A 23,036-nucleotide genomic window follows, 5' to 3' on the forward strand; every position below is an offset into this window, starting at 1 on the left:
TGCCCGTGGGATAGGCCGGGATAACGCCAAGCGCCCCCGCAATGGTAACCATTCGGTTAAGGTTTTTGCGCGGGGTCGAGCGGATCGGGTATCCCGCTGGTACTCCTTGCGTCTAAGGTCCTATTGGTAAATGGCGGAAGCCTCGCGTCCGGGTCGGGCGGGGGGCGGGATCCCCGGGGGCGGCCGCGGGATCCTTCGCCGGCGTTCACGGCGTAACGAGGCGTTCGATGGCAACCGAGAAGAAGCTCAAGGACCCGACGGAAGCGGCGCTGTCGGCGATTGAGCAGGCCTTGAACCTGGACCAGGCGCCTGCCGGGCCCGAGGCCGGCCGGACGGAGCCGCGCCTGCCCGACGTCGAGGATGCCGACCCCCTGGCGGGCCCGCCCCGGACCGACGGCCGCCCGGCCGAGCCGGTCTTCGACGGGAGCGTGATGCCCGAGCTCGAGCGCGAGGCCCGCCGCGAGGGCGGCCTGCTGCCCCCCGACCGCTCCCTCGTCGCCAACGACGACCGCCGCGGCCTCGGCGCCATGCGCCAGAGCCTGCGGGTGAAGCCCTCGCGCACGCCCTACCTGCTCGCCATGCTGGCGGCCGCTCTCTGGCTCGCGGGCTTCGCGGCCCTCGCCTGGGGGCAGGCGAACGGCGACCTGCGCGGCTTCCTCGCCGGACTCTCGGGCCTGCAGGGCGCGGTCGGCGCCGCCGCCGTGCTGGCGCCCGTGCTGCTGTTCTTCATCGCCGCGATGCTCGCCGTGCGCGCCCAGGAGATGCGCCTCGTCGCCCGCGCCGTCGGGGACGTGGCGATCCGGCTCGCCGAGCCCGAGGCCTTCTCGACCGACGCCGTGCTGACGATGTCGCAGGCGGTCCGCCGCGAGGTCGCGGCGGTGGGCGACGGCGTCGAGCGCGCGCTCGCCCGCGCGGGCGAGCTCGAGACCCTGGTGCGCGGGGAGATCTCGACCCTGGAGCGGGCCTATTCGGACAACGAGATCCGCATCCGCGCCCTGGTCGACGAGCTCGTCGCCCAGCGCGAGGCCATCGTGGCCAATGCCGAGCGGGTGCGCGGGGCGATCCAGGGCACGCACCAGACCCTGACCCAGGAACTCGACACCGCCGCCTCCCGCATCGTCGCGGCGGTGGACGGGGTGGGCGAGCGCGTCACCGGCTCGCTCGGCGCCCGCGGCGAGGAGATCACGGCGGCGCTCGGCCGCCGCGGGGAGGAGATCACCGCCTCCCTGGCCGAGACCGGCGAGCGCGTCGCGCAGGCGGTGTCCGGCGAGGGCGACGGGCTCGTCCAGCGCCTCGCCGCGACGGGCGAGACCGTCAAGGCCGGCCTCGGCGAGGCCGGCGACGCGCTCGCGGCCACGCTCCAGGCGCGGACCGAGGCGGTCACGCAGGCGATCGGCCACACGAGCGGGCTCCTCACCGCGGCCCTCGCCGACAGCGCGGGCGAGGTCGCCCGCGTGCTCGGCGAGACCGGCTCGGGGGTGATCGAGGCGCTCAACCGGGAGGGCGAGCAGGTGCGCGAGACCTTCGCGCGCTCGGCCGCCACCCTGGAGGAGCGCCTGCTCGCCCGCGGCGAGGACCTGACCACGCGCTTCGCCGAGACCGGCAACGCCATCACCCACCGCTTCGCCGCCTCGGGCAGCGCGCTCGCCGCCCATCTCGACGACCGCTCGGTCGCCCTGCGCGAGGAGATCGAGGGGGCCGGCACCCGCGTCGTCGAGGCGCTGGAGCGGAGCGGCCGCGAGGCGAGCGGCGCCCTCGGGTCGACCAGCGACGCGGTGCTCGACGCCTTCGCGGCCCGCGCCGCGCGGCTGCGCGAGGAGGTCGCCGCCCTGGTCGAGGAGGCCGCCCAGGCGATCGGCGTGCACGCCGCCGACCTGTCGGGCCGCCTGGAGGACACGATCGGCCGGGTCGAGCAGGCCATCGTCGTGCATGGCGGCGCCCTGGAGCGCGGCCTCGCCGAGGGCGGCGACCGCTTCGCCGGCCTGATGGCCGAGCGCGCGGCGAGCGCCGCCGCCTCCTTCGCGGGCGCCACCGAGTCCCTGCAGAATTCCCTCGACGGGCGCACCGGTGCGGCGATCGCGGCCCTGCGCCGGACCGCCGAGGAGATCGGGCGCGAGATCGACGCCCGCGCCGCCGAGGCCGAGGAGGTCTTCCGCCGCGCGGCCGAGACCGCCGCCGGGGCGGTGGGGGCCCGCACGGAGACGGCCGCGGAGGCGATCCGCGCCGCCGGCAGCGGCACCGCCGAGACGGTCGGGGCGAGCGCCGCGGCGGCGGTCGAGGCCTTCCGCCGCGCCGCCCGGGAGGGCGCCGAGGCCGCGACCGCGTCCGGGGCCGAGGCCGTCGAGGCCTTCCGCCTCGCGCTGGCCGGGATCTCCGGCGAGCTCGACACCCGGGCCGCGGAGGCGGCCGAGACCATGCGCCGCGCGGCCGAGGACGCCACCGGGGCGCTGGGCACCCGCACGGTCGAGGCCGCACAGGTCTTCCACCGCACCGTGGAGGCGACCGGCACCGAGCTCAACGCCCGCGCGGCCGAGGTGGTGGACGTGCTGCGCCGCTCGGCCGAGACGGTCGCGCAGGCGATCGGCGCCCGCACGGCCGAGAGCGTCGACCTCGCCCGCCTGAGCGCCGAGGATCTCGCCGCCGCCTTCGAGGCCACGAGCGGGGCCGCGGCCTCCCGCGTCCTCGGCGCGGCCGAGGAGAGCACCCGGATGCTCCACGCCCGGGCCGACGCGACCGATGCGCAGCTGCGCGAGGCCCTCGGCCGCATCGAGGCCGCCGCCGAGGCGGTGGCGCACGCGGCCGCCTCGGCGACCGGCGACCTCGACGCGCGCCTCGGCGGCGCGGCCGCCGAGCTCGCCCAGGCGGCCGAGACGGCGCGCGGGCAGATCGGCGCCACCGTGCAGGAGACCGACGCGGCCCTGCGCGAGACCCTCGACGGGATGGTGCTGCGGGCGCGCGACGCCGCCTCGGTGATCGCCCGCACGGCCGAGACGGCGGCCGGGGCGGTGGATGCGCGGCTCGCGGGAGCGGCGGAGGCGTTCCTGCGGGCGGCGGAGGCGGCCGAGGGGCGGGTGACCGCGCGCACGGCGCAGACCGACGCGGCCCTGCGCGGCGCGGTCGAGACCCTGGCGGCCCGGGCCGAGGACGCCGCGGCGGCCATCCTCCAATCGGCCGAGACGGCGGCCGGGACGGTGGATACGCGCCTCGCGGGGGTCGCGGAGGCGTTCCTGCGGGCGGCGGAGGCGGCCGAGGGGCGGCTGGCCTCGCGCACGGCGCAGACCGACGCGGCCCTGCGCGGCGCGGTCGAGGCCCTGGCGACCCGGGCCGAGGCGGCCGCGGCGGCGCTCGCCGGCGCGGCGGATTCGGCGACCGGCGACCTCGACGCGCGCCTCGGCGGCGCGGCCGCGCAGCTCGCCCAGGCGGCCGAGACGGCGCGCGGGCAGATCGGCGCCACCGTGCAGGAGACCGACGCGGCCCTGCGCGAGACCCTCGACGGGATGGTGCTGCGGGCGCGCGACGCCGCCTCGGTGATCGCCCGCACGGCCGAGACGGCGGCCGGGGCGGTGGATGCGCGGCTCGCGGGAGCGGCGGAGGCGTTCCTGCGGGCGGCGGAGGCGGCCGAGGGGCGGGTGACCGCGCGCACGGCGCAGACCGACGCGGCCCTGCGCGGCGCGGTCGAGACCCTGGCGACCCGGGCCGAGGACGCCGCGGCGGCGCTCGCCCGCGCGGCCGAGACGGCGACCGGGAGCCTCGACGCGCGCCTCGGCGGCGTCGCCGCGCAGTTCTCGCAGGCGGCCGAGGCGGCCCGCGGGCAGATCGGCGCCCAGGCGCAGGAGACCGACGCGGCCCTGCGCGAGGCGGTGGAATTCGTGGTCCTGCGGGCGCGGGACGCCGCGGTGGCGATCGCCCGCTCGGCCGAGATGGCGACCGGCACGGTCGACGCGCGCATCGGCAGCGTCGCCTCCGCCTTCGCCCAGGCGGTCGAGGCCGCCACCGGCAGCCTCGACGGGAAGATGGCCGCGGCGACGACCGCGCTGCTCGGCACCGCCGACATGGTCGGGGCGCGGCTCGACGAGCGCACCGCGCAGGCCGACGAGCGCCTGCGCCGCGCGGTCGAGGCCCTGGCGGAGCGCAGCGAGGCGGCGGCCTCCGCCCTGGCGCACTCCGCCGAGAATGCGGCGGGCGCGGTCGATGCGCGCTTCGCCGGGCTCGCCGAGAGCTTCCTGCGGGCCGCCGACGAGGCGGGCCGGCGGGTGAGCGCCCGCACGGAGGAGGCCGACGAGGGCCTGCGCCGGGCCCTCGACGGGCTGGCCGCGCGGGCGGAGGCCGTGGCGGCCGCGATCGCGGCGGCGGCGGAGAGCGCGACGGGCGGGCTCGACGGCCGGGTCGAGGCGGTCGCCGCCTCCCTGGTCGGCGCCGCGGACGAGATGGGCGCGCGGCTCGGCCGGCGCGCCGCGGAGGCCGACGAGGCCCTGCGCCGCTCGGTCGAGGTGCTGGCGGCCCGCGCCGAGGAGGCGGCCGGCGCGATCGCCCGCTCGGCCGAGACCGCGACCGGCGCGGTCGATGCCCGGCTCGCCGGCGTCGCCGAGGCCTTCCTGCAGGCCGCCGAGGCGGCCGAGACCCGGGTGGCGGCCCGGTCCGGCGAGGCGGACGCGACCCTGCGCCGCTCCGTCGAGTCCCTGGCCGAGCGGGCCGAGACCGCCGCGGCCGCGATCGGGCAGGCGGCCGAGGAGATCGGCCGCGAGCTCACGGCCCGGATCGGCACCGTCGAGACCGCCTTCGGCGGCAGCGGGCGCGACGTCGTGGCGCTGATCGGCCAGCACGCGGACGAGACCCAGGCCCGGCTCGCCGGTGTCGGGCGCGACATCGTGCTCGCCGTGACGAGCCAGGGCGCGCGCGTCAACGACGCGCTGGTGCGCACCGGGGAGACCCTGGCGAGCACCGCCGAGACGAGCGGCAAGGCCCTCGACGAGGTGCTGACGAACCGCCTCGCCGCCCTGCAGGACCTGATCGCCCGCGGCGACATCCTGGCCGACCGGATCTCCCGCGACACCGGCGCGATCTCCGAGACCGTGGTGAGCCGGCTCGAGGAGATCGACCGGGTCATCACCGTGGAGGGCCGCGCCGTCGCCGACCGCATCGCGGAGCGCACCCGCGAGGCGAGCGACCTCGTCGAGACCCGGCTCGGCGCCCTGGAGGAGCGCTCGGCCAAGCGCACCGCCGAGCTCAGCGCGAGCTTCGACAGCCTGGTCGGGCAGGTCGACAAGCATCTCGGCGCCCGGGCGACCGCCCTCAACGAGGCCCTGATCGTGCGGGCGGGCGAGATCGCCCGCGCCATGGCGGAGGGCGGGCGCGAGGTCGCCCAGGCCCTCGACGCCCGCGCCGACGAGCTCGCCCGGGCGGTCACCGCCCAGATCCAGGCGATGAGCGACGCGCTCGGCGCCCGGGCGGGCGAGATCGGCGGCGCGTTCGGCCGCCGGACCGAGGAGCTCGCCGCCCGCCTGGACGAGGGCGCGGCCCGCTTCGACGAGCGCGTGCTCGCCCGCCTGGACGGCGTCGCGGCGGCCCTCGACGCGCGCAGCCGCGTGATCGAGGAGGCGTTCGGCGGCCAGGCCCAGGAGATCCTGCGCCAGGTCGAGGCGCGCACCCGCGCCCTCGACGAGGAGCTCGGCCGGCGCGCCCGCGACCTCGTCGACTTGGTCGAGCACCACGGCGGCGCGGCGAGCCGCGACCTCGCCGGGCAGGGCGAGGCGATCCGCGCCGCCTTCGAGACCGGCGCCGAGAGCCTCTCGCGCCTCGTGGAGGAGCGCGTCGCCGCCCTGGCGGCCGGGCTCGACGAGCGCCGCCGCCTGATCGAGGACACGTTCGGGGCGAGGACCCAGGAGGTCCTGGGCGAGATCGAGGCGCGCACCCGCGCCCTCGACGAGGAGCTCGGCCGGCGCACGCGCGACCTCGTCGGCTTCGTGGAGACCCATAGCGGCGCGGCGAGCCGCGACCTCGCCGGGCATGCCGAGGCGATCCGCGCCGCCTTCGAGGGCAGGGCGGAGGGCCTCTCGCGCCTCGTGGAGGAGCGCACCGCCGCCCTGGCGGCCGAGCTCGACGAGCGCGGCCGGGCGATGTTCGGCACGGTCGGCCAGCGGATGACGGACCTCGCCCGGCTGTTCGACCGCGGCGGCGCCTCCCTGGCCGAGCTGCTGGAGCGCCGCGGCGAGAGCGTGATCGGGCGCCTGCAGGAGGCGGTCGCCGAGGCCGAGCGCAGTCTGGAGAGCGGCGGCGCCCGCCTCCAGGAGGGCGTGGCCGGCCGCACCGGCGTGCTCGCCGAGCTCCTCGACCGCGGCACCGCCAGCCTCGCGGAGGTGCTGGAGCAGCGCGGCGAGGCCCTGGTCGGGCGCCTGCAGGGCGCCGTGGCCGAGGCCGAGCGCGCCCTCGACGCGGGCGGCACCCGCCTGCAGGAGGGCGTGGCCGCCCGCACCGCGGCGCTCACCACCCTGCTCGACGCGCGCGGCGGCGCCGTCGACGCGGCCTTCGAGGACCGCCTGCGGCGCCTCGGCAGCCTCGTGGACGAGCAGGCCACGACCATCCACGCCCTGCTCGACGGCCAGGCCGAGATCCTGCGCGCCGCCCTCGACGAGCGCATCCGGGCCCTGCACGACCTGCTCGACCAGCGCGCCGCGGCGATGCGCGGCCTGCTCGACGGCCAAGCGGGCGCGCTCGGCCACGTCCTCGACGAGCGGGTCGGCGCCCTGCAGGGGCTCCTCTCCGAGCGCGGCCAGGGCCTCGCGCAGCTCTTCGAGACGCGGGTCGGCGACCTCACGGGGGCCCTCGACGCGCGCACCCGCGACCTCGCCACCCTGTTCGACCGGCGTCTCGCCGCCCTCGACCTCCTGGTCGAGCGCCGCGGCAGCGCCCTCGCCGAGACCGTCGAGGCGCGGGCGAACGCCCTGGCCAGCCTGGTGGACGACCGCGCGGCGGCCTTCGCGCGCACGGTCGACGACCGCGCCGCCTCCCTGTCGGGGCAGCTCCAGGCGCGGATCCACGACCTCGGCCGCGCGGTGGACGAGCGCGCGGAGGCCTTCTCGGGCCTCGTCGAGGGGCGGCGCGCGGCCTTCGCGCAGCTGCTCGACGGCGGCGCCGGCCTGCGGGATCTCCTGGTGGAGAACGAGCGCGCGATCGCCGCCCTGCTCGAGTCCCGCCAGGCCGCCCTCGCCCGCGAGATGCACGAGCGCACGGCGAGCCTCGCGGCGCTCCTCGACGAGCGGGTGCGGATCCTCTCCGGCACGCTCGCGCAGGGCGGGCAGGCGCTCGCCGACGCGATGGGGGCGGGGGATTCGGCGGTCGCCGCGCTGCAGGCGCGCGTCGCCACCCTGTCGGAGGCGGTGGAGGGCTCGACACAGGCCCTCGTCTCCCTGTTCGACGGCCGCGCCACCGAGCTGCTCGCGCTGATCGAGACCCGGGGCGGGGCGCTGGGCGCCGCCCTGCAGAGCCGCATCGCGGAGTTCGCCGAGGTGGTGGCGCAGCGCGACGCCGCCTTCCGCGCCCTGGTGGAGGGGGGCGCGGAGGCGCTCGGGCGCGTGCTCGACGCGCGCGGCGAGGCCCTGGCGGCGCGGCTCCAGGGCCAGATCGCGGCCCTCGACGGCACGGTCGCGGCGGGGGCGGACGCCTTCGCGCACACCATCGAGGCCCGGGCCCAGGCCCTGGCCTCCGTGCTGCAGGAGCGCGGCGACGCCCTGGCGGGGTCGGTGGACGAGCGCAGCGCCGCCTTCACGGCGCGGATCGACGGGCGGATGCGGGCCTTCGCGGCCCTGGTCGCGGCCCGTGGCGAGGCGCTGGCGGACGCCTTCGACGACCGCAGCGACGCCTACGCGGCCCTGGTCGACACCCGCATGGCGGCGCTGACCCAGGCCCTCGACGAGCGGGCGGCCGCCTTCCAGGCCGCCTTCGACGAGCGCCAGGAGGGCCTCACCGGCGGGTTCGACCGCCGGGCGGCGGCGCTCGCCGCCCTCATCGACCAGCGCAGCGCCACGCTCGCCCGCAGCCTCGCCGAGGCCGCCCGCGAGATGGTCCAGGCCCTCGACGGGCCCGGCGCGGACCTCGCCCGCAGCCTGGACGAGCGGGTGGGGACGCTGGCCGAGATCGTCGACGGGCGGGGGCAGGCCCTCGGCCGCACCCTCGAGGCGAGCACCCGCACCCTCCAGGAGGCGATCGACGCCCGCGGCCAGGACCTGGTGGCGCGCCTGGAGGCGAGCGGCCAGGCGGTGGTGGGCGGCCTCGACCAGCAGGTCGCGGCCCTGCGCGGCCTCGTCGAGGGGCCCGGCACGGCCCTCGTCTCGGCCCTCGGCGAGCGCTCCGAGGCCCTGGAGCAGGCGCTGGTCCACGGCGTCGGCGGCGTGATCGAGGCCCTGGAGCGGCGCGGCCGGGAGCTGGCGGAGGCCGCCTCCCGCACCGCGGCCGAGCTGCACGCGGCGGCGGACCAGGGCGCGACGCGGGCCGTCGAGGTGCTGCGTCAGGCCAACGAGCGGCTCGGCGGCGACCTCGGCGTCCTGCTCGGCCGGGTCGAGGGCGCCTGCCTGGGGCTGCAGGAGCTGGTCGGCAGCGCGGGCGAGAACCTCGCGGCGATCGAGGACGGGCTCGCGGGCCGCGTCCAGCAGATCCAGGCGGCGCTCGGCGAGATCGCCGAGGAGACGGGCCGGGCCTCCGAGCAGGTGTCGGGCCGGGTCGCCCAGCTGCAGGACGTGGCCTCCGGGAGCCTGCGGCAGGCCGCGACGCTCGCCGCCGCCCTCGATGCCCGCGGCAAGGCGCTCGCCGAGACCACCCGCCAGCACCTCGCCGGCCTCGCCGAGGCGGCGGGCCAGCTGGAGGGCGTAGAGGGCCGGATCGCCGCCACCCTGTCCGAGCGGCAGGCGGCGATCGACGCGCTGCTCGGCCGCATCGACGAGCGGGCGGGCGCCCTCTCGGCCTCGACCGAGGGGCTCGGCGGGCGCGTCGAGGAGACGCTGCGCGGCGTCGAGGCGCGCGTCCAGGCCTTGGGCGAGAGCCTGTCCCGGAGCGCGCGCGACGCCGCCGAGGCGCTGTCGCGGGCGGTCGAGGAGCTGCGCGGCAGCGCCGAGGCCGACGGGGCGCGCGCCGCGGAGGCGGTGCGCGGGGCGGTCCAGGGCGCCTCGGGCGAGCTCCAGGGCGCCTTCGGGGAGGCCGCGAGCCGGTTCCAGGGCACGGTCGAGTCCCTGCGCGGCATGGCGGCCGAGATCCGGCGGACCCTCGACGAGATCCGCCAGGACCTGCAGCGCGGCGTGAGCGCGATCCCGCAGGAGACCCAGGACGCGACGAGCGAGATGCGCCGGGTGGTCGCCGACCAGATCAAGGCCCTGAACGAGCTCTCGTCCCTCGTCGCCCGCTCGGGCCGCGCCGCGGACGTGGCGGCGCCCAAGCTGGCCGATGCCAGGTCCGTCGAGGCCCGGGCGGCGGTCGGCGCCGAGGCGCCGCGGCCCGCCGCGCCCCGGCCCGCCCAGGCGGCTCCGGCTCCGGCCCCGGCACCGTCGACCCCGGCGGCGCCCGCGACCCGGCCCGCCCCGACCCCCGCCCCGGCGGCGCCCGCGGCGCGCGGCGCTCCGGCGCCCCGGCCGGCCCCCGCGCCCGCCCCCGCAAGGCCCGCGGCCGGGCCGGCGCCGGCCCCCCGGCCGGTCGGCACCGGCTGGCTCTCCGACCTCCTCAGCCGCGCCTCGCAGGACGAGGCCCCGGCCGAGGCGGGCGCGGCCCAGCGCACCGGCGAGGAGGGACTCGGCACGATCGACTCGATCTCGGGCAACATCGCCCGGATGATCGACCATCAGGCCGCGGTCTCCCTCTGGGAGCGCTACCGGGCGGGCGAGTCGAACCTGTTCACCCGCGACCTCTACACCGCGGCGGGCAAGCAGACCTTCGACGAGATCCGCCGCCGCTACCAGTCCGAGCCGGAGTTCCGCCGCACCGTCGACCGCTACGTGCGGGAGTTCGAGCGGCTGCTCGGCGAGGTCTCCCGGGCCGACAAGGATCCGCGCCGGGCGAACGCCTACCTGACCTCCGAGACCGGCAAGGTCTACACGATGCTCGCCCATGCGAGCGGGCGGTTCGAGGGGGCGTGACCCCTCCCGGCCCGCGGGGATCGTCCCGCGGGCCGCGCCCCGCCACGGCCCGCGTGCCCCGCGTGCCACGGCGGGGCGCCGTCAACAGGGGGAGGCCCGGGCGGCCTTCCGCGCGGCCGGGCCGGCCGCTAGCCTTCGGGCATGTCCGCTTCGCCCCTCGCCGCCTCCCTCGCCGCGCCCCCGGGCGCGCCCGCCAACCTGACCGAGTGGTCGGTCACGGACCTCGCCGCGGCCCTCAAGCGCACGCTGGAGGACGCGTTCGGCCACGTGCGGCTGCGGGGCGAGATCTCGGGCTATCGCGGCCCGCACGGGTCGGGCCACGCCTATTTCAGCCTGAAGGACGGCGGCGCCAAGATCGACGCGGTGATCTGGAAGGGCACGCTCGCCCGCCTGCGCCACCGCCCGAAGGAGGGGCTGGAGGTCGTCGCCACCGGGCGGATCACCACCTTCCCGGGCAAGTCCGCCTACCAGATCGTGATCGACTCCCTCGAACCGGCGGGGGCGGGCGCCTGGATGGCGCTGCTGGAGGAGCGACGCCGGCTGCTGGCCGCCGAGGGCCTGTTCGACGCCGCCCGCAAGCGCCCGCTGCCCTACCTGCCGCGGGTCGTCGGGGTGGTGACCTCGCCGACCGGCGCCGTCATCCGCGACATCCTCCACCGGCTGGCGGACCGCTTCCCGCGCCCCGTCCTGGTCTGGCCGGTGCGGGTGCAGGGGGAGGGCTCGGCCGAGGAGGTGGCGGCGGCGATCCGGGGCTTCAACGCGCTCGCCCCGGACGGGCCGATCCCGCGCCCGGACGTGCTGATCGTCGCCCGCGGCGGCGGCTCGATCGAGGATCTCTGGAGCTTCAACGAGGAGATCGTGGTGCGGGCCGCGGCCGCGAGCGCGATCCCGCTGATCGCGGCGGTCGGCCACGAGACCGACGTCACGCTGATCGACCACGCCGCCGACCGCCGCGCCCCGACCCCGACCGGGGCGGCCGAGATGGCGGTGCCGGTGCGGCTCGACCTCGTGGCGGATCTCGACGGGCTGGCGCGGCGCCACGCCGCCTCCCTGGCCCGCCTGATCGAGCGGCGGCGCGCGGACCTGCGCGGGCTCGCCCGGGTGCTGCCCACGCCCGAGGGCCTGCTCGCGGTCAAGCGCCAGCGCCTCGACCTCGCGGAGGCGCGGCTGCGCCCGGCCCTCGGCGAGGCGGCCCGGGCGGCGCAGGGGCGGCTCGCGCGGCTGCTGCAGGCCCTCGGCCGCCACCCGCCGGCCCTGCACCTCGCCCGTGCCCGCGCCCGGCTCGCCGGCATCGATCACCGGCCGCGCCACGCGCTCGAGCGGCTGATCGCCGTGCGGGCCGAGCGGCTGAACGGCGTGGCGCAGCGCCTCGCCCAGGCGGAGAGCCGCGACCTGGAGCGCCGCCGCGCCCGCTTCGCGGCGGCCTCGGGCCTGTTCGACAGCCTGAACTACCGGGCGGTCCTGCAGCGCGGCTACGCCCTCGTCCTCGACGCCGAGGGCCGCCCGGTGGCCGAGGCCGAGGCGGCCCGCGCGGCCGGGCGGATCACCGTGGAGTTCCAGGACGGCAAGGTCGGGGCCGTGGTCGAGGGGGCGCCGCCCCGGCGGGCCGCGGCCAAGCGGGGACCGGCCGCCCCGGCCAGGCAGACCTCCCTGTTCGACCTGTGATGCGGGATCCGGTTGATCGAATCGGATCACGCGCCCGCGCGGCGCGAGAGCGAAGCCCCGCTCCGCCATCCCGAAGGGATCGAGCGGATTGGGTCTGACGCGGGGTCCGGCCGCGCCGCGCCCGGATCGCCGCGAAACTCCCCGCGAGCCCCTTCCCGAAGCGCCGGTCGGCGCCAGATCTCCCCGCACGGGAAAGTTCCCACAGGTGGTGCAGCCCGGGGCCGCGCGCGGTGCAGTTGTAGCGCGCGCGGGGCCCGGCCTAGGACCGCCCGTCTGGAACCGTTGTGATCGAGGATCGCCGGGCGCCGTGACCGGAAACGTGTCCGCGAGGCGCGCCGCGCACCCGACAGCCGGAGGGCGACGATGATCAAATTCACCGTGAACGGTGCGGAGCGGAGCTATGACGGGGATCCCGACATGCCGCTCCTCTGGTACCTGCGCGACGAGCTCGGGCTCGTCGGCACCAAGTTCGGCTGCGGCATCGCGGCCTGCGGTGCCTGCACGATCCACCTCGGCGGCACCGCCGTGCGCTCCTGCCAGACCCCGGTCTCGGCCGCGCAGGGCCAGCCGGTCGTGACCATCGAGGGGCTCTCGCCGGACGGCAGCCATCCCCTGCAGGTGGCGTGGCGCGACCTCAACGTGGCGCAGTGCGGCTACTGCCAGACCGGGCAGATCATGCAGGCCGCCTCCCTCCTCAGGGACACGCCCAAGCCCGGCGACGCGGAGATCGACACCGCCATGAGCGGCAATCTCTGCCGCTGCGGCACCTATCCGCGCATCCGCGCCGCCATCAAGCAGGCGGCCGGCGTGACCCCGAAGGCCAGCCAGGGAGAGCGCCTGTGATCCACGACCGCGATCTCACCACGCAAGGGGCCGGGCAAGGGGCCGGGCAAGGGGCCGGTCCGGTTCCCGGGCTGCGCAACGTCAGCCGCCGCGGGCTGCTCGGCGGCGCCGGCGCCCTCGTCCTCGCGCTGGCGCTGCGCGCGCCGGCCCGGGCCGCCGAGCAGGAGCCGCCGACATTCGGCGGGGACGCCATGCCGCACGGCCGGCGCGACGACCCCCACCTCTTCGTCGCCATCGCGCCCGACGGCACCGTCACGGTGACCTGCCACCGCTCCGAGATGGGGCAGGGGGTGCGCACCTCGATCGCCCTCGTTGTCGCCGACGAGCTCGACGCCGACTGGGCCAGGGTCCGGGTCGCCCAGGCCCCGGGCGACGAGGAGAAGTTCGGCAACCAGGACACGGACGGCTCGCGCTCGCTGCGCCACGCCTTCGTGCCGATGCGCCGGGCCGGCGCGGCGGCCCGCCAGATGCTGATCCAGGCCGCGGCCGCGCAATGGGGCGTGCCGGCCGCCGAGGTGACGGCGGAGAACCACGTCCTGCGCCACGCGGGATCGGGCCGGCAGGCGGGCTACGGCGACCTCGCGGCCGCGGCGGCGCGGCTCCCGGTCCCGACCGGGGAGGCCCTGCGCCTCAAGGACCCCTCCGCCTTCCGCTACATCGGCAAGGGCCGGATCGGGCTCGTCGACAATGACGACATCACGACCGGCAAGGCGTGGTACGGCCTCGACACCCGCCTTCCGGGCATGCTCTACGCGGTCGTCGCCCGCCCGCCGGTCTTCGGCGGCAGGGTCAAGTCCTTCGACGCCGCCGACGCCCTGAAGGTGCCGGGCGTGGTCAAGGTGGTCCGGATCGACCCGCCCGCGCCGCCGGTGGAGTTCCAGCCCCTCGGCGGCCTCGCCGTCATCGCGAGGAACACCTGGGCGGCGATCAAGGGCCGCGAGGCCCTCAAGGTCACCTGGGACGACGGCCCGAACGCCTCCTACGATTCGGATGCGTACCGGGCGAGGCTGGAGGAGGCCGCCCGCAAGCCCGGCAAGGTCGTGCGCCAGGAGGGCGACGTCGATGCCGCGATGGCCAAGGCCGCCAAGCGCGTCACGGCCGAGTACTATATCCCCCACCTCGTCCAGGCCCCGATGGAGCCGCCGGCCGCCACCGTGCGGATCGTGAACGGCAAGGTCGAGGCCTGGGCCTCGACCCAGGCGCCGCAGGCGACCCGCGAGCGCATCGCCAAGCGCCTCGGGATCGGGCCCGAGGCCGTGACCGTGACCGTCACGCTCCTCGGCGGCGGCTTCGGGCGCAAGTCGAAGCCCGACTACGTGGTCGAGGCGGCGCTCTGCTCCCAGGCCATGGACGGCGCGCCGGTCAAGCTGACCTGGACGCGCGAGGACGACCTCCATCACGGCTACTACCACACGGTCTCGCTGGAGCACCTGGAGGCGGGGCTCGACGACAAGGGCATGCCGGTGGCGTGGCTGCACCGCAGCGTCGCCCCGACCATCGGCTCGATCTTCGTGGACGGCGCCGACAACGAGATCCCGATCGAGCTCGGCATGGGGCTGGTGAACACGCCCTTCGCCATCCCGGCCATGCGGATGGAGAACCCGAGCGCCGAGGCACATGTGCGCATCGGCTGGTTCCGCTCGGTCTCGAACATCCCGCACGCCTTCGCGATCCAGTCCTTCGTGGCCGAACTCGCCCACGCGGCGGGGCGCGACCCGAAGGACTACCTGCTCGACCTGATCGGGCCGGCCCGGACCATCGACCCGGTGAAGATCGGCGATGCCTGGAACTACGGCGAGGATCCCTCGCTCTACCCGATCGAGACCGGGCGGCTGCGCCGGGTGATCGAGACGGTGGCGGACGGCATCGGCTGGGGCCGCCCGATGCCGAAGGGGCGGGGGCTCGGCATCGCCGGGCACTACAGCTTCGTGACCTATACGGCCGCGGCGGCCGAGGTGGAGGTCGGGCCCAAGGGCGAGATCGTCGTGCACCGCGTCGATATCGGCATCGATTGCGGGCCGCAGGTGAACCCGGAGCGCATCCGCGCGCAGCTGGAGGGCGCCGTCGTGATGGGCATGGGGCTCGCGCTCACGGCCGAGATCAGCTTCAAGAACGGCCGGGCGGTGCAGGACAATTACGACACCTACGAGATCACCCGCATCGACGCGGCCCCGAAGGTGATCAACGTCCACCTGTTGCCGGGCCAGGATTACGGCCGGCCCCTCGGGGGCGTCGGCGAGCCGGGCGTGCCGCCGGTGGCGCCCGCGATCGTCAACGCGCTCTTCGCCGCGACGGGGCGGCGGGTGCGCCAGCTGCCGGTGCGCGACAAGCTGAGCGCCTGAAACCTCTGCGCCTGAAACCTCTGCGCCGACGCGGTGGCCGCGCCGGCGCAGCCGGAACGGACCTTGCCCGGAACGGTTGAGCGGGCGATCCCCTCACCGGAGCCCGTTCGATGACGCTCAGACTCCCCCTCGCCGCGATGCTCGCCGCGCTCGCGGCCGCCCCCGCGCTCGCGGCCTCCTGCGAGCAGGACATCGCGGCCTTGGAGCCGCGCCTCTCCGCCCAGACCCGGGACGTGATCTCGACCTCGACGGCGAGCAAGGAGGTGTCGAGCCGCCGCGAGGCCCAGGGCGAGGCCGCCCGGTCCGGGAACGTGCCGCCCTCCGCCCTGCCCAAGGGACCGGAGCCGGGGTCGGGCGAGGCGAAGGCCGCCGCCGAGGCCGGGACCGGCACCGGCGCCATGGAGGCCCGCGCCAGCCTCAACGGCGCCCGCGAGGCGGCCAGGAAGGGCGACGAGGCCGGCTGCCGCCAGGCCCTGGACCGGGCGAGGGCGCAGCTCGACGGGCGCTGAGCCGGCCCCGCGTCGCGCCCCGAGCGCCCTGGCCGGACCGGGTCGGCCTGTGAGACGCGCCGCGCGCGAGTGCGGGCCTCGCGCCGCGCCGGGATCGCGTCCAGGCCGACCGGGTGGCCCATGATGGCCGAGGCTGCGAGGATGAGGCGCTGTTCGGCCCCCGACGGGTCGGCGCCTCACGCCGGAGTGCGGGCCAGACAGGCTTCGGGACGGTGAGCGTGGGTGCCCCTCCGCATGGCCCACGCTTCCGGCAGCCGTTGAGTCGGAGCATGCTCTTCTGCCCGCGTCCGTCGCCGCCGAGGCGACTTGGGAGGCAATGGGCCTGTCGCGCGACTGTGGTGAATGCGTGAAATGAGTGTAAGACTAGAAAAAGCTGCAATCGGAAGGGCAGATGTGACCAAATTTCGTCGCGATAATATACTTTATGAACTGGCGTAAAAGAGCAATCATAAATTCCAGTAGTATGTAACGCTATCCATAGCAGCAATGCGAATCAATAGGATTGCTATCATGTTGGATGAATACGAAAAAACGTTAATTGAGCAAGAGCTCATCACAATATATCAGCTAAAATATGCGAAGATTTTTGCATGTATGAACATATTGTGGCTTCATACCTAGGGTATGATCGGCATTCTACTCTGTCACGACGTATTGATTGACTTTACATAATAATTATTTTATGGAGTTTTCCCGAAAGATCAAAAGGAAAGCCATAGATAGGCAAAATTGCGGTTCTATGGATTTACGTGTGTACGACCAAGATGATTTGCAGGCATTTCTTGCGACAGTGATTTGTCTTTGCCGCAATTTTTCTTGTAATCTAGGTATCAGAAGCGCTAGTACTGAATACAATGGCGCAGTTGGTATCTAAAACGAGAGGCAGCGTAGGCATTCAATACGCGCCGCGCCGCAGAGTTGGTGTAAAATCTTCTAGCGTCGAGGCGGAGCACTGCTAAAATGAAAATATTGATTCGGACCTGATCGCTAAATACTGATTCGAGAGAGCACCGTTATGAGAAATACGAAGCTTGTCAGGGCTGCAATATTCTTGATAACAGCGTTTTGCGCTCCAATATCGCCAGCACTCTCGTCTGATGATGTCGGCAGTATCACAGGTTCTTGTTGGAGATTTCAAACAGAAAAAAGAATGCTTCAATTCTGCTTCAAAAAATATGGAAAAATGGGCATAGTTGTAGACAGGTATGGGGTTCTTGTTGATGGGTGGAATTTTGAAGCAGATTGGAAATTGCAAGGCGGAAGGATAATCATTGAAGAAAATACATGCGATTTCGAATATTCAAGAGAATACGATCAATTAAGGCTCACAAATTGCGATATAGAGGGAGTATATTCTAGACATAAATAGTTTTCTTCATCGCTGTGCGTCGATAAAGATCAAAGATATGCTAACAATTTCATAATTGGTGTATCAGCCAGAGAAGTTCCGGTTAATCTGGTCAGACCCTGAGGTTGTAAGGCAATAGGCGCACTCGTTGGGTGTTGCGGTGTCGACGGGCCGCCCGATGGTTGACCACAGCCCCTCGACGGTGCGCTGGGCGGCCTTGAGCGTGGATGAAGCCATCTCGGTCAGTCGAACTTGAGCGAGGAGGGCGGGCCCCCTTTCCCTCTGGGCCGCCCGCTGGGCTTTGACGGAGGTCGCGTCGAAGGCCGTGGCCTCGCCGGACCATCCCGCCTTGGCCAGGGCCGCCAGCATGGCGGTCCGGAAGCCGCGGCGCGCCCATCTGTTGGGCGGGACCGGCTTGCGCACCCGACCGGGCGATTCCGGCTTGACGCGCGGCCCGGCGCTTGCAACCGGAGGCCGGGCCAGCCCCGGCCCGGCAGCGAGAGACGCCCGCATGAGCACCCAAGGCGGCCAGCCGACGCAGACCTCCGAGCCGACCCAACTCCTCCACCTCGTGTTCGGCGGCGAACTCACCAGCCTCGACGGCATCACCTTCCGCGACCTGTCGAAGCTCGACATCGTCGGGATCTTCCCCGACTACGCCAGCGCCGCGGTGGCCTGGAAGGCCAAGGCGCAGCAGACCGTCGACAGCGCGCTCACCCGCTACTTCATCGTCCACCTGCACCGGTTGCTGCAGCCCTGAGCCGGGCCGGGGCCGCGGGGCTCCGCGTCGATGAAGACATTGTGACGCTCTCTCCCCGCTGGTAAGAGCCGGGCGCGCCGCGCCGGGCCCGGCACCCTTTCCGGCGGCCAGGACCTACGACATGGCGATGAAACCCTCGATCAAGATCGTGGCGGGCAACGCGAACCGTCCCCTCGCGGAGGCCATCGCGGCCTATCTCGAACAGCCGCTCGCCCTCTGCTCCGTGCGGCGCTTCGCCGACATGGAGATCTTCGTCGAGCTCCAGGAGAACGTGCGCGGCGAGGATGTGTTCATCGTCCAGTCCACGTCCTTCCCGGCGAACGATCACCTGATGGAACTCCTCATCATGATCGACGCCGCGCGCCGCTCCTCGGCCCGGCGCATCACCGCCGTGATCCCGTATTTCGGCTACGCCCGGCAGGACCGGCGCACCTCGGGCCGCACCCCGATCTCGGCCAAGCTGGTGGCGAACCTGATCACGGAGGCCGGCGCCGACCGGGTGATGACCCTCGACCTGCACGCGGGCCAGATCCAGGGCTTCTTCGACATCCCGACCGACAACCTCTTCGCCGCGCCCGTGATGGTGCGCGACATCAAGGAGCGCCTCGACCCGGCCGACATGATGGTGGTCTCGCCCGACGTCGGCGGCGTGGTCCGCGCCCGGGCGCTCGCCAAGCGCATCGACGTGCCCCTCGCCATCGTCGACAAGCGCCGCGAGCGGCCGGGCGAATCCGAGGTCATGAACATCATCGGCGAGGTCGAGGGGCGCTCCTGCATCCTCGTCGACGACATCGTCGATTCCGGCGGCACGCTGGTGAATGCCGCCGAGGCGCTGCTCGCGCACGGCGCCAAGGACGTCTCGGCCTACATCACGCACGGGGTGCTCTCGGGGGGCGCGGTCTCGCGCATCGCCTCCTCGAAGCTCAAGGAACTGGTGATCACCGACTCGATCCAGCCCACCGCGGCCGTCAAGCTCGCCCGCAACATCCGGGCGGTCACGATCGCCCCCCTCCTCGGCGAGGCCATCGGCCGCACGGCCGAGGAATCGAGCGTGTCGAGCCTCTTCGCCTGAGCGGCGACGGCCCGCGGATCGGGCGGGGCCGCCAAAACCGGTTTGCACCCTCCGGGCGACCCGCCTATATTGCGGTCTTCTCCCTCACAGCGTGAGACGGGACGTTCCGGGCCTCCCGGGATGTCGGCGGCGCCCCCGGCGCCGCCCGCGTCTCCCTGCTGTGCGAAGGGTCGTCATTCAGGTCGCCGGCTCGGTTCCCGGCGGCGTCGCGTCCCGCCGAGGGGCGCCCGAGGAGGTGCTGCATGTCCCAGGGTCCGTTGATGCCGAAGGCGACGGCCGTCTGGCTCATCGAGAACACGTCTTTGTCCTTCGATCAGATCGCCGATTTCTGCAAGCTCCACCCGCTCGAGGTGAAGGGCATCGCGGACGGCGAGGTGGCGAGCGGCATCAAGGGCCTCGATCCGGTCTCGACCGGCCAGCTCACCCGCGAGGAGATCGAGCGGGCGCAGAAGAACCCGGGCCACCGCATGAAGGTGGCGGTCTCGAAGGTGAAGCTGCCCGAGGTGAAGCGCAGCAAGGGGCCGCGCTACACGCCGCTGTCGCGCCGCCAGGACCGCCCGAACGCGATCCTCTGGCTGCTGCGCAACCACCCGGAGCTCAAGGACGCGCAGATCATGCGCCTCGTCGGCACCACGAAGTCGACGATCCAGCAGATCCGCGAGCGCACCCACTGGAACTCGGCCGCGCTGCAGCCGATGGACCCGGTGACGCTCGGCCTGTGCACGCAGATCGACCTCGATTTCGAGGTGCAGCGCGCCGCCAAGGACCGGCCGGCGGTGGCCGAGGCCGTCGATGGCGGCCAGACCCTGATGCCGCCGGAACTCTCGGTGCTGCCCGAGCCCGAGGACGACCACGACCCCCGCCACCGCGGCCGCGGCGACGAGCGCCTCGACGCGGATTCGGTCTTCGCCCGCCTCAAGCCCCTGCGCCGGGGCGAGGAGGACGACGAGGACGATCTCTGAGGCGCTGGCGCGGGCGCCCCCGCCTCGGGAGCCTCAACTTGCGTCGGAGGCGCTTTTGCGATATGGCGCCACGATCCGGCGAGTATCCGTTCGACGGCGGTTGAGAGGGGCCCTGGCCCCTCTTTCGCGTTGCGCGGCCCTCGCCCGATGAGAATACGGTCCTGTCCGTCGATTTCGCGCCGGCACGCTTCCCCGGGAAGCGCGCGTTCCGGACGGCCTTGAAGCCGCCGGGACCACCGGCGGGCAGGAGCGGCCCGTCACGCGAGCCGCCGGCGCCGTCCCGCTTCCCCGGGGGATCCCGAGGGCAGGGGGCGATCTCAAGGAGCTTCAATGTCCGCAGGTTTGCAAGGCGCCGCGTCGAGCCGCGAGGATTTCGCCGCCCTCCTCGAGGAATCGTTCCGCCAGCACGAGATCACGGAAGGCTCCGTGGTCAAGGGCCGGGTCGTGGCGATCGAGAAGGACGTCGCCGTCATCGACATCGGCGCCAAGACCGAGGGGCGCGTCCCCCTCAAGGAGTTCACCGGCCCCGGCCGTGACCAGCCGATCAGCGTCGGCGACGAGGTCGAGGTCTACGTCGACCGCATCGAGAACGCGCTCGGCGAGGCGGTGATCTCCCGCGACAAGGCCCGCCGCGAGGAGAGCTGGGTCAAGCTCGAGAAGGCGTTCGAGAACAACGAGCGCGTCACCGGCACGATCTTCAACCAGGTCAAGGGCGGCTACACGGTCGACCTCGACGGCGCCGTGGCCTTCCTGCCGCGCTCGCAGGTGGACATCCGCCCGGTCCGCGACGTCACCCCGCTGATGGGCACGCCGCAGCCGTTCCAGATCCTCAAGATGGACCGCCGCCGCGGCAACATCGTGGTGTCGCGCCGCACGGTCCTGGAGGAGAGCCGCGCCGAGCAGCGCTCGGAGCTGGTGGCGAACCTCGAAGAGGGTCAGGTCATCGACGGCGTGGTCAAGAACATCACCGAGTACGGTGCGTTCGTGGACCTCGGCGGCATCGACGGCCTGCTGCACGTCACCGACATGGCGTGGCGCCGCGTCAACCACCCGTCCGAGGTCGTCAACATCGGCCAGACGGTCAAGGTCAAGATCATCAAGATCAACCACGAGACGCACCGCATCTCGCTCGGCATCAAGCAGCTGCTGGCCGATCCGTGGGAGGGCATCGCCGCCCGCTACCCGGTGAACGCCAAGCTCAAGGGCCGCGTGACCAACATCACCGATTACGGCGCCTTCGTGGAGCTGGAGCCGGGGATCGAGGGCCTGATCCACGTCTCGGAGATGAGCTGGACCAAGAAGAACGTCCATCCGGGCAAGATCGTCTCCACCTCCCAGGAGGTCGAGGTGCAGATCCTGGAGGTCGATCCGGTCAAGCGCCGCATCTCGCTCGGCCTCAAGCAGACCCTGCAGAACCCCTGGGAGGCCTTCGCCGAGAAGCACCCGGTCGGGTCCGAGGTCGAGGGCGAGGTCAAGAACAAGACCGAGTTCGGCCTGTTCATCGGCCTCGAGGGCGACGTCGACGGCATGGTCCACCTCTCGGACCTCGACTGGAACCGTCCGGGCGAGCAGGTCATCGACGAGTTCAAGAAGGGCGACGTGGTGCGCGCCCAGGTTCTCGACGTCGACGTCGAGAAGGAGCGCATCTCGCTCGGCATCAAGCAGCTCGCCGGCGACCCCTTCGCGGATGCGGGGGAGATCCGCAAGGGTCAGGTCGTCACCTGCGAGGTGCTGGAGGTCAAGGATTCCGGCATCGAGGTGAAGATCGTCGACACCGACCTGTCGACCTTCATCCGCCGGGCCGAGATCGCCCGCGACCGCGGCGACCAGCGCCCCGAGCGCTTCGCGGCGGGCGAGAAGGTGGATGCCCGCGTCACGCAGTTCGACCGCAAGGCGCGCCGCGTGCAGCTCTCCATCAAGGCCCTGGAGATGGCCGAGGAGAAGGAGGCGATCGCCCAGTACGGCTCGGCCGATTCGGGCGCCTCGCTCGGCGACATCCTCGGCGCGGCCCTCAAGGCCCGCGCCGGCGACAAGAAGTAGGATCGGCCGGCCCGGGCGCGCCCGGGCCGCCACCGCGCGATCGGACAGGCCCGCGCCGGGAGACCGGCGCGGGCCTGTGCCGTTGAAAGACTCGTCCCCGCCTTCCCGGGAAGGCGGGGCGGGGTGAGGCGCGGGCCGCAACGGAGAAGTGGCGCCGGTGACGCGGAAACGGTAAGAGCGCCCGTCGGCTGTCCGAGGCGCGAGGCCGGCTCCCGTCGGCCTCGGCCGCTCGCCGTGGCCGCTGCGCGCCGGGGCCGACCCATGCCCGGGGCACGGTGGGGCCCAGCGCGCCCTTCCTGCTCGAGGGTCATCAGCGTCGTGAACGACATCGTTTCGAGCGAACTGCGCACCAGGATCCAGCGTGCGAAGTGCGACATTGAGGAATGTCTGAGAAGCGGCGATCCCGCGGCGACTTTCCGGGGGCTCGGCAGGGGCCCCGAGATCTGGATCGCGGCCCTCGACGAGATCTTCGACGAGTGGCCCTTGAGGGAGGCCGAGCGGGCCGCTGCCCTGCTGCACGAGACGCTGCCGGCGGCCGAGTATCTCTCGACCGTCACCATGCTCCTGGGAGCAGCCCCTCCGGCGGAGGCCCACGAACCGGAGATCGAGCCAAGGGACTTTCAGTCCGTGTTGATCGCGCGCCATTCCGATGCGGTCGGAACCGTCGTGGCTTTCACGGGGATGAAGGGCCGTCTCGGCATGCCGCTGAAGATCGCGGATCGCTGGTTCTCGGCGGCTCGCCTGAACAGGATCTATCTCAGGGACGCCAACAAGGACTTCTTTCTCGGGGGTCTCAAGGATCTCGGCGGCTCCTTCGAGGAGAGCGTGCTCAGCCTCCGGCGAACGATCGACGCGTTCGGCGGCGGACGCCTGTTTCTCTTCGGCGGGTCCGCCGGCGGCTACCCGGCCCTGCGCTACGCGCTCGCTCTCGAGGCGCAGGCCGTCCTGGTCTTCTCCGGCGCCACGAACATCACGCGCAGCTTCGTCGGCGACGCCGTTGATCGCTACGGCGCGCGCGAGCAGCCGGACCTGCGGCCGGCCTACGCTGCCGCGGCCCATCCGCCCCGGGTCCGCCTCGTCTACGCCGCGGGCCACGCGATGGACGCCCTCCAGGCGGGCAACTTCAAGGACCTGCCCGGAGTGATCTGCGACCCGCTCCCCGACTGCACGACGCACATCACGATTCCCGAGGCGGTTCGCACCGGAAAGTATGGTGGCCTGCTTGCGTGGCTGTTCGAGTGCGATCGGCCGAAACCGGGAGCGAATCCTGACGCTGTCGTGGGACATGATACGCTGTCCGGACGATCACGTCCGGACAGCGTTTGACGAGCCCGCGCGGCGCGAGCCCGCGCGGCGCTTGAGCGATGCCGAAATCCG

At 73.6% G+C, this 23,036-nt stretch carries 11 protein-coding genes and 1 pseudogene; 11 read left to right on the top strand and 1 reads right to left on the bottom strand.

All coding sequences use genetic code 11. From position 1 onward, the window contains the following. Nucleotides 1-227 precede the first annotated feature (227 nt). From M446_RS29305 to M446_RS37685, 6 genes are all read left to right on the top strand, one after another. Nucleotides 228-10,118 carry a hypothetical protein gene (locus tag M446_RS29305; RefSeq protein WP_012335722.1) on the top strand — a complete coding sequence of 3,297 codons (9,891 nt, stop codon included), beginning with the start codon at nucleotides 228-230 and terminating at the stop codon, nucleotides 10,116-10,118. A gap of 141 nt (nucleotides 10,119-10,259) precedes the next feature. Then, complete coding sequence (gene xseA, locus M446_RS29310) at nucleotides 10,260-11,783, top strand: exodeoxyribonuclease VII large subunit (RefSeq protein ID WP_012335723.1); 1,524 nt, start codon at nucleotides 10,260-10,262, stop codon at nucleotides 11,781-11,783. Nucleotides 11,784-12,146: 363 nt separating this feature from the next. Beyond that, on the top strand, nucleotides 12,147-12,626 hold the full coding sequence (locus M446_RS29315; RefSeq protein ID WP_012335724.1) for a (2Fe-2S)-binding protein: 480 nt from the start codon (nucleotides 12,147-12,149) through the stop codon (nucleotides 12,624-12,626). After that, the gene (locus M446_RS29320; protein ID WP_012335725.1) at nucleotides 12,623-14,968 is read left to right on the top strand and encodes a xanthine dehydrogenase family protein molybdopterin-binding subunit; all 2,346 of its coding nucleotides are present in this window, start codon (nucleotides 12,623-12,625) and stop codon (nucleotides 14,966-14,968) included. Before M446_RS29315 ends, M446_RS29320 begins: the two co-directional genes overlap by 4 nt. A 110-nt stretch (nucleotides 14,969-15,078) precedes the next feature. Continuing rightward, nucleotides 15,079-15,477: a hypothetical protein gene (locus tag M446_RS29325; RefSeq protein WP_012335726.1), complete on the top strand. Its 399-nt coding sequence runs from the start codon at nucleotides 15,079-15,081 to the stop codon at nucleotides 15,475-15,477. A 1,015-nt stretch (nucleotides 15,478-16,492) separates the two neighbouring features. Then, nucleotides 16,493-16,846: a hypothetical protein gene (locus M446_RS37685; RefSeq protein WP_150108750.1), complete on the top strand. Its 354-nt coding sequence runs from the start codon at nucleotides 16,493-16,495 to the stop codon at nucleotides 16,844-16,846. A gap of 248 nt (nucleotides 16,847-17,094) precedes the next feature. Here M446_RS37685 and M446_RS37690 read toward each other — a convergent pair. Then, a pseudogene (locus tag M446_RS37690) lies at nucleotides 17,095-17,227 on the bottom strand (IS5/IS1182 family transposase); the annotation flags it as partial. A 109-nt stretch (nucleotides 17,228-17,336) separates the two neighbouring features. On the opposite strand from M446_RS37690, the gene M446_RS29335 reads away from it, so the two are divergent. The 5 genes from M446_RS29335 (at nucleotide 17,337) to M446_RS29355 (ending at nucleotide 22,985) form a co-directional block, all read left to right on the top strand. Then, a complete protein-coding gene (locus M446_RS29335; RefSeq protein WP_012335727.1) occupies nucleotides 17,337-17,585 on the top strand; it encodes a DUF4170 domain-containing protein in 249 nt (82 codons plus the stop codon). A gap of 127 nt (nucleotides 17,586-17,712) precedes the next feature. Then, the gene (locus M446_RS29340) at nucleotides 17,713-18,657 is read left to right on the top strand and encodes a ribose-phosphate pyrophosphokinase (protein ID WP_026191050.1); all 945 of its coding nucleotides are present in this window, start codon (nucleotides 17,713-17,715) and stop codon (nucleotides 18,655-18,657) included. A gap of 242 nt (nucleotides 18,658-18,899) precedes the next feature. Then, on the top strand, nucleotides 18,900-19,619 hold the full coding sequence (locus M446_RS29345) for a DUF1013 domain-containing protein (protein ID WP_012335729.1): 720 nt from the start codon (nucleotides 18,900-18,902) through the stop codon (nucleotides 19,617-19,619). Nucleotides 19,620-19,949: 330 nt separating this feature from the next. Next, entirely contained in the window at nucleotides 19,950-21,659 is a 1,710-nt protein-coding gene (rpsA, locus tag M446_RS29350) for a 30S ribosomal protein S1 (protein WP_012335730.1), read from the top strand. Nucleotides 21,660-21,977: 318 nt separating this feature from the next. Further along, the gene (locus M446_RS29355; protein ID WP_012335731.1) at nucleotides 21,978-22,985 is read left to right on the top strand and encodes a hypothetical protein; all 1,008 of its coding nucleotides are present in this window, start codon (nucleotides 21,978-21,980) and stop codon (nucleotides 22,983-22,985) included. The last annotated feature ends 51 nt before the right edge of the window (nucleotides 22,986-23,036 follow it).

It is taken from the genome of Methylobacterium sp. 4-46 (genome assembly GCF_000019365.1).
Classification (GTDB): domain Bacteria; phylum Pseudomonadota; class Alphaproteobacteria; order Rhizobiales; family Beijerinckiaceae; genus Methylobacterium.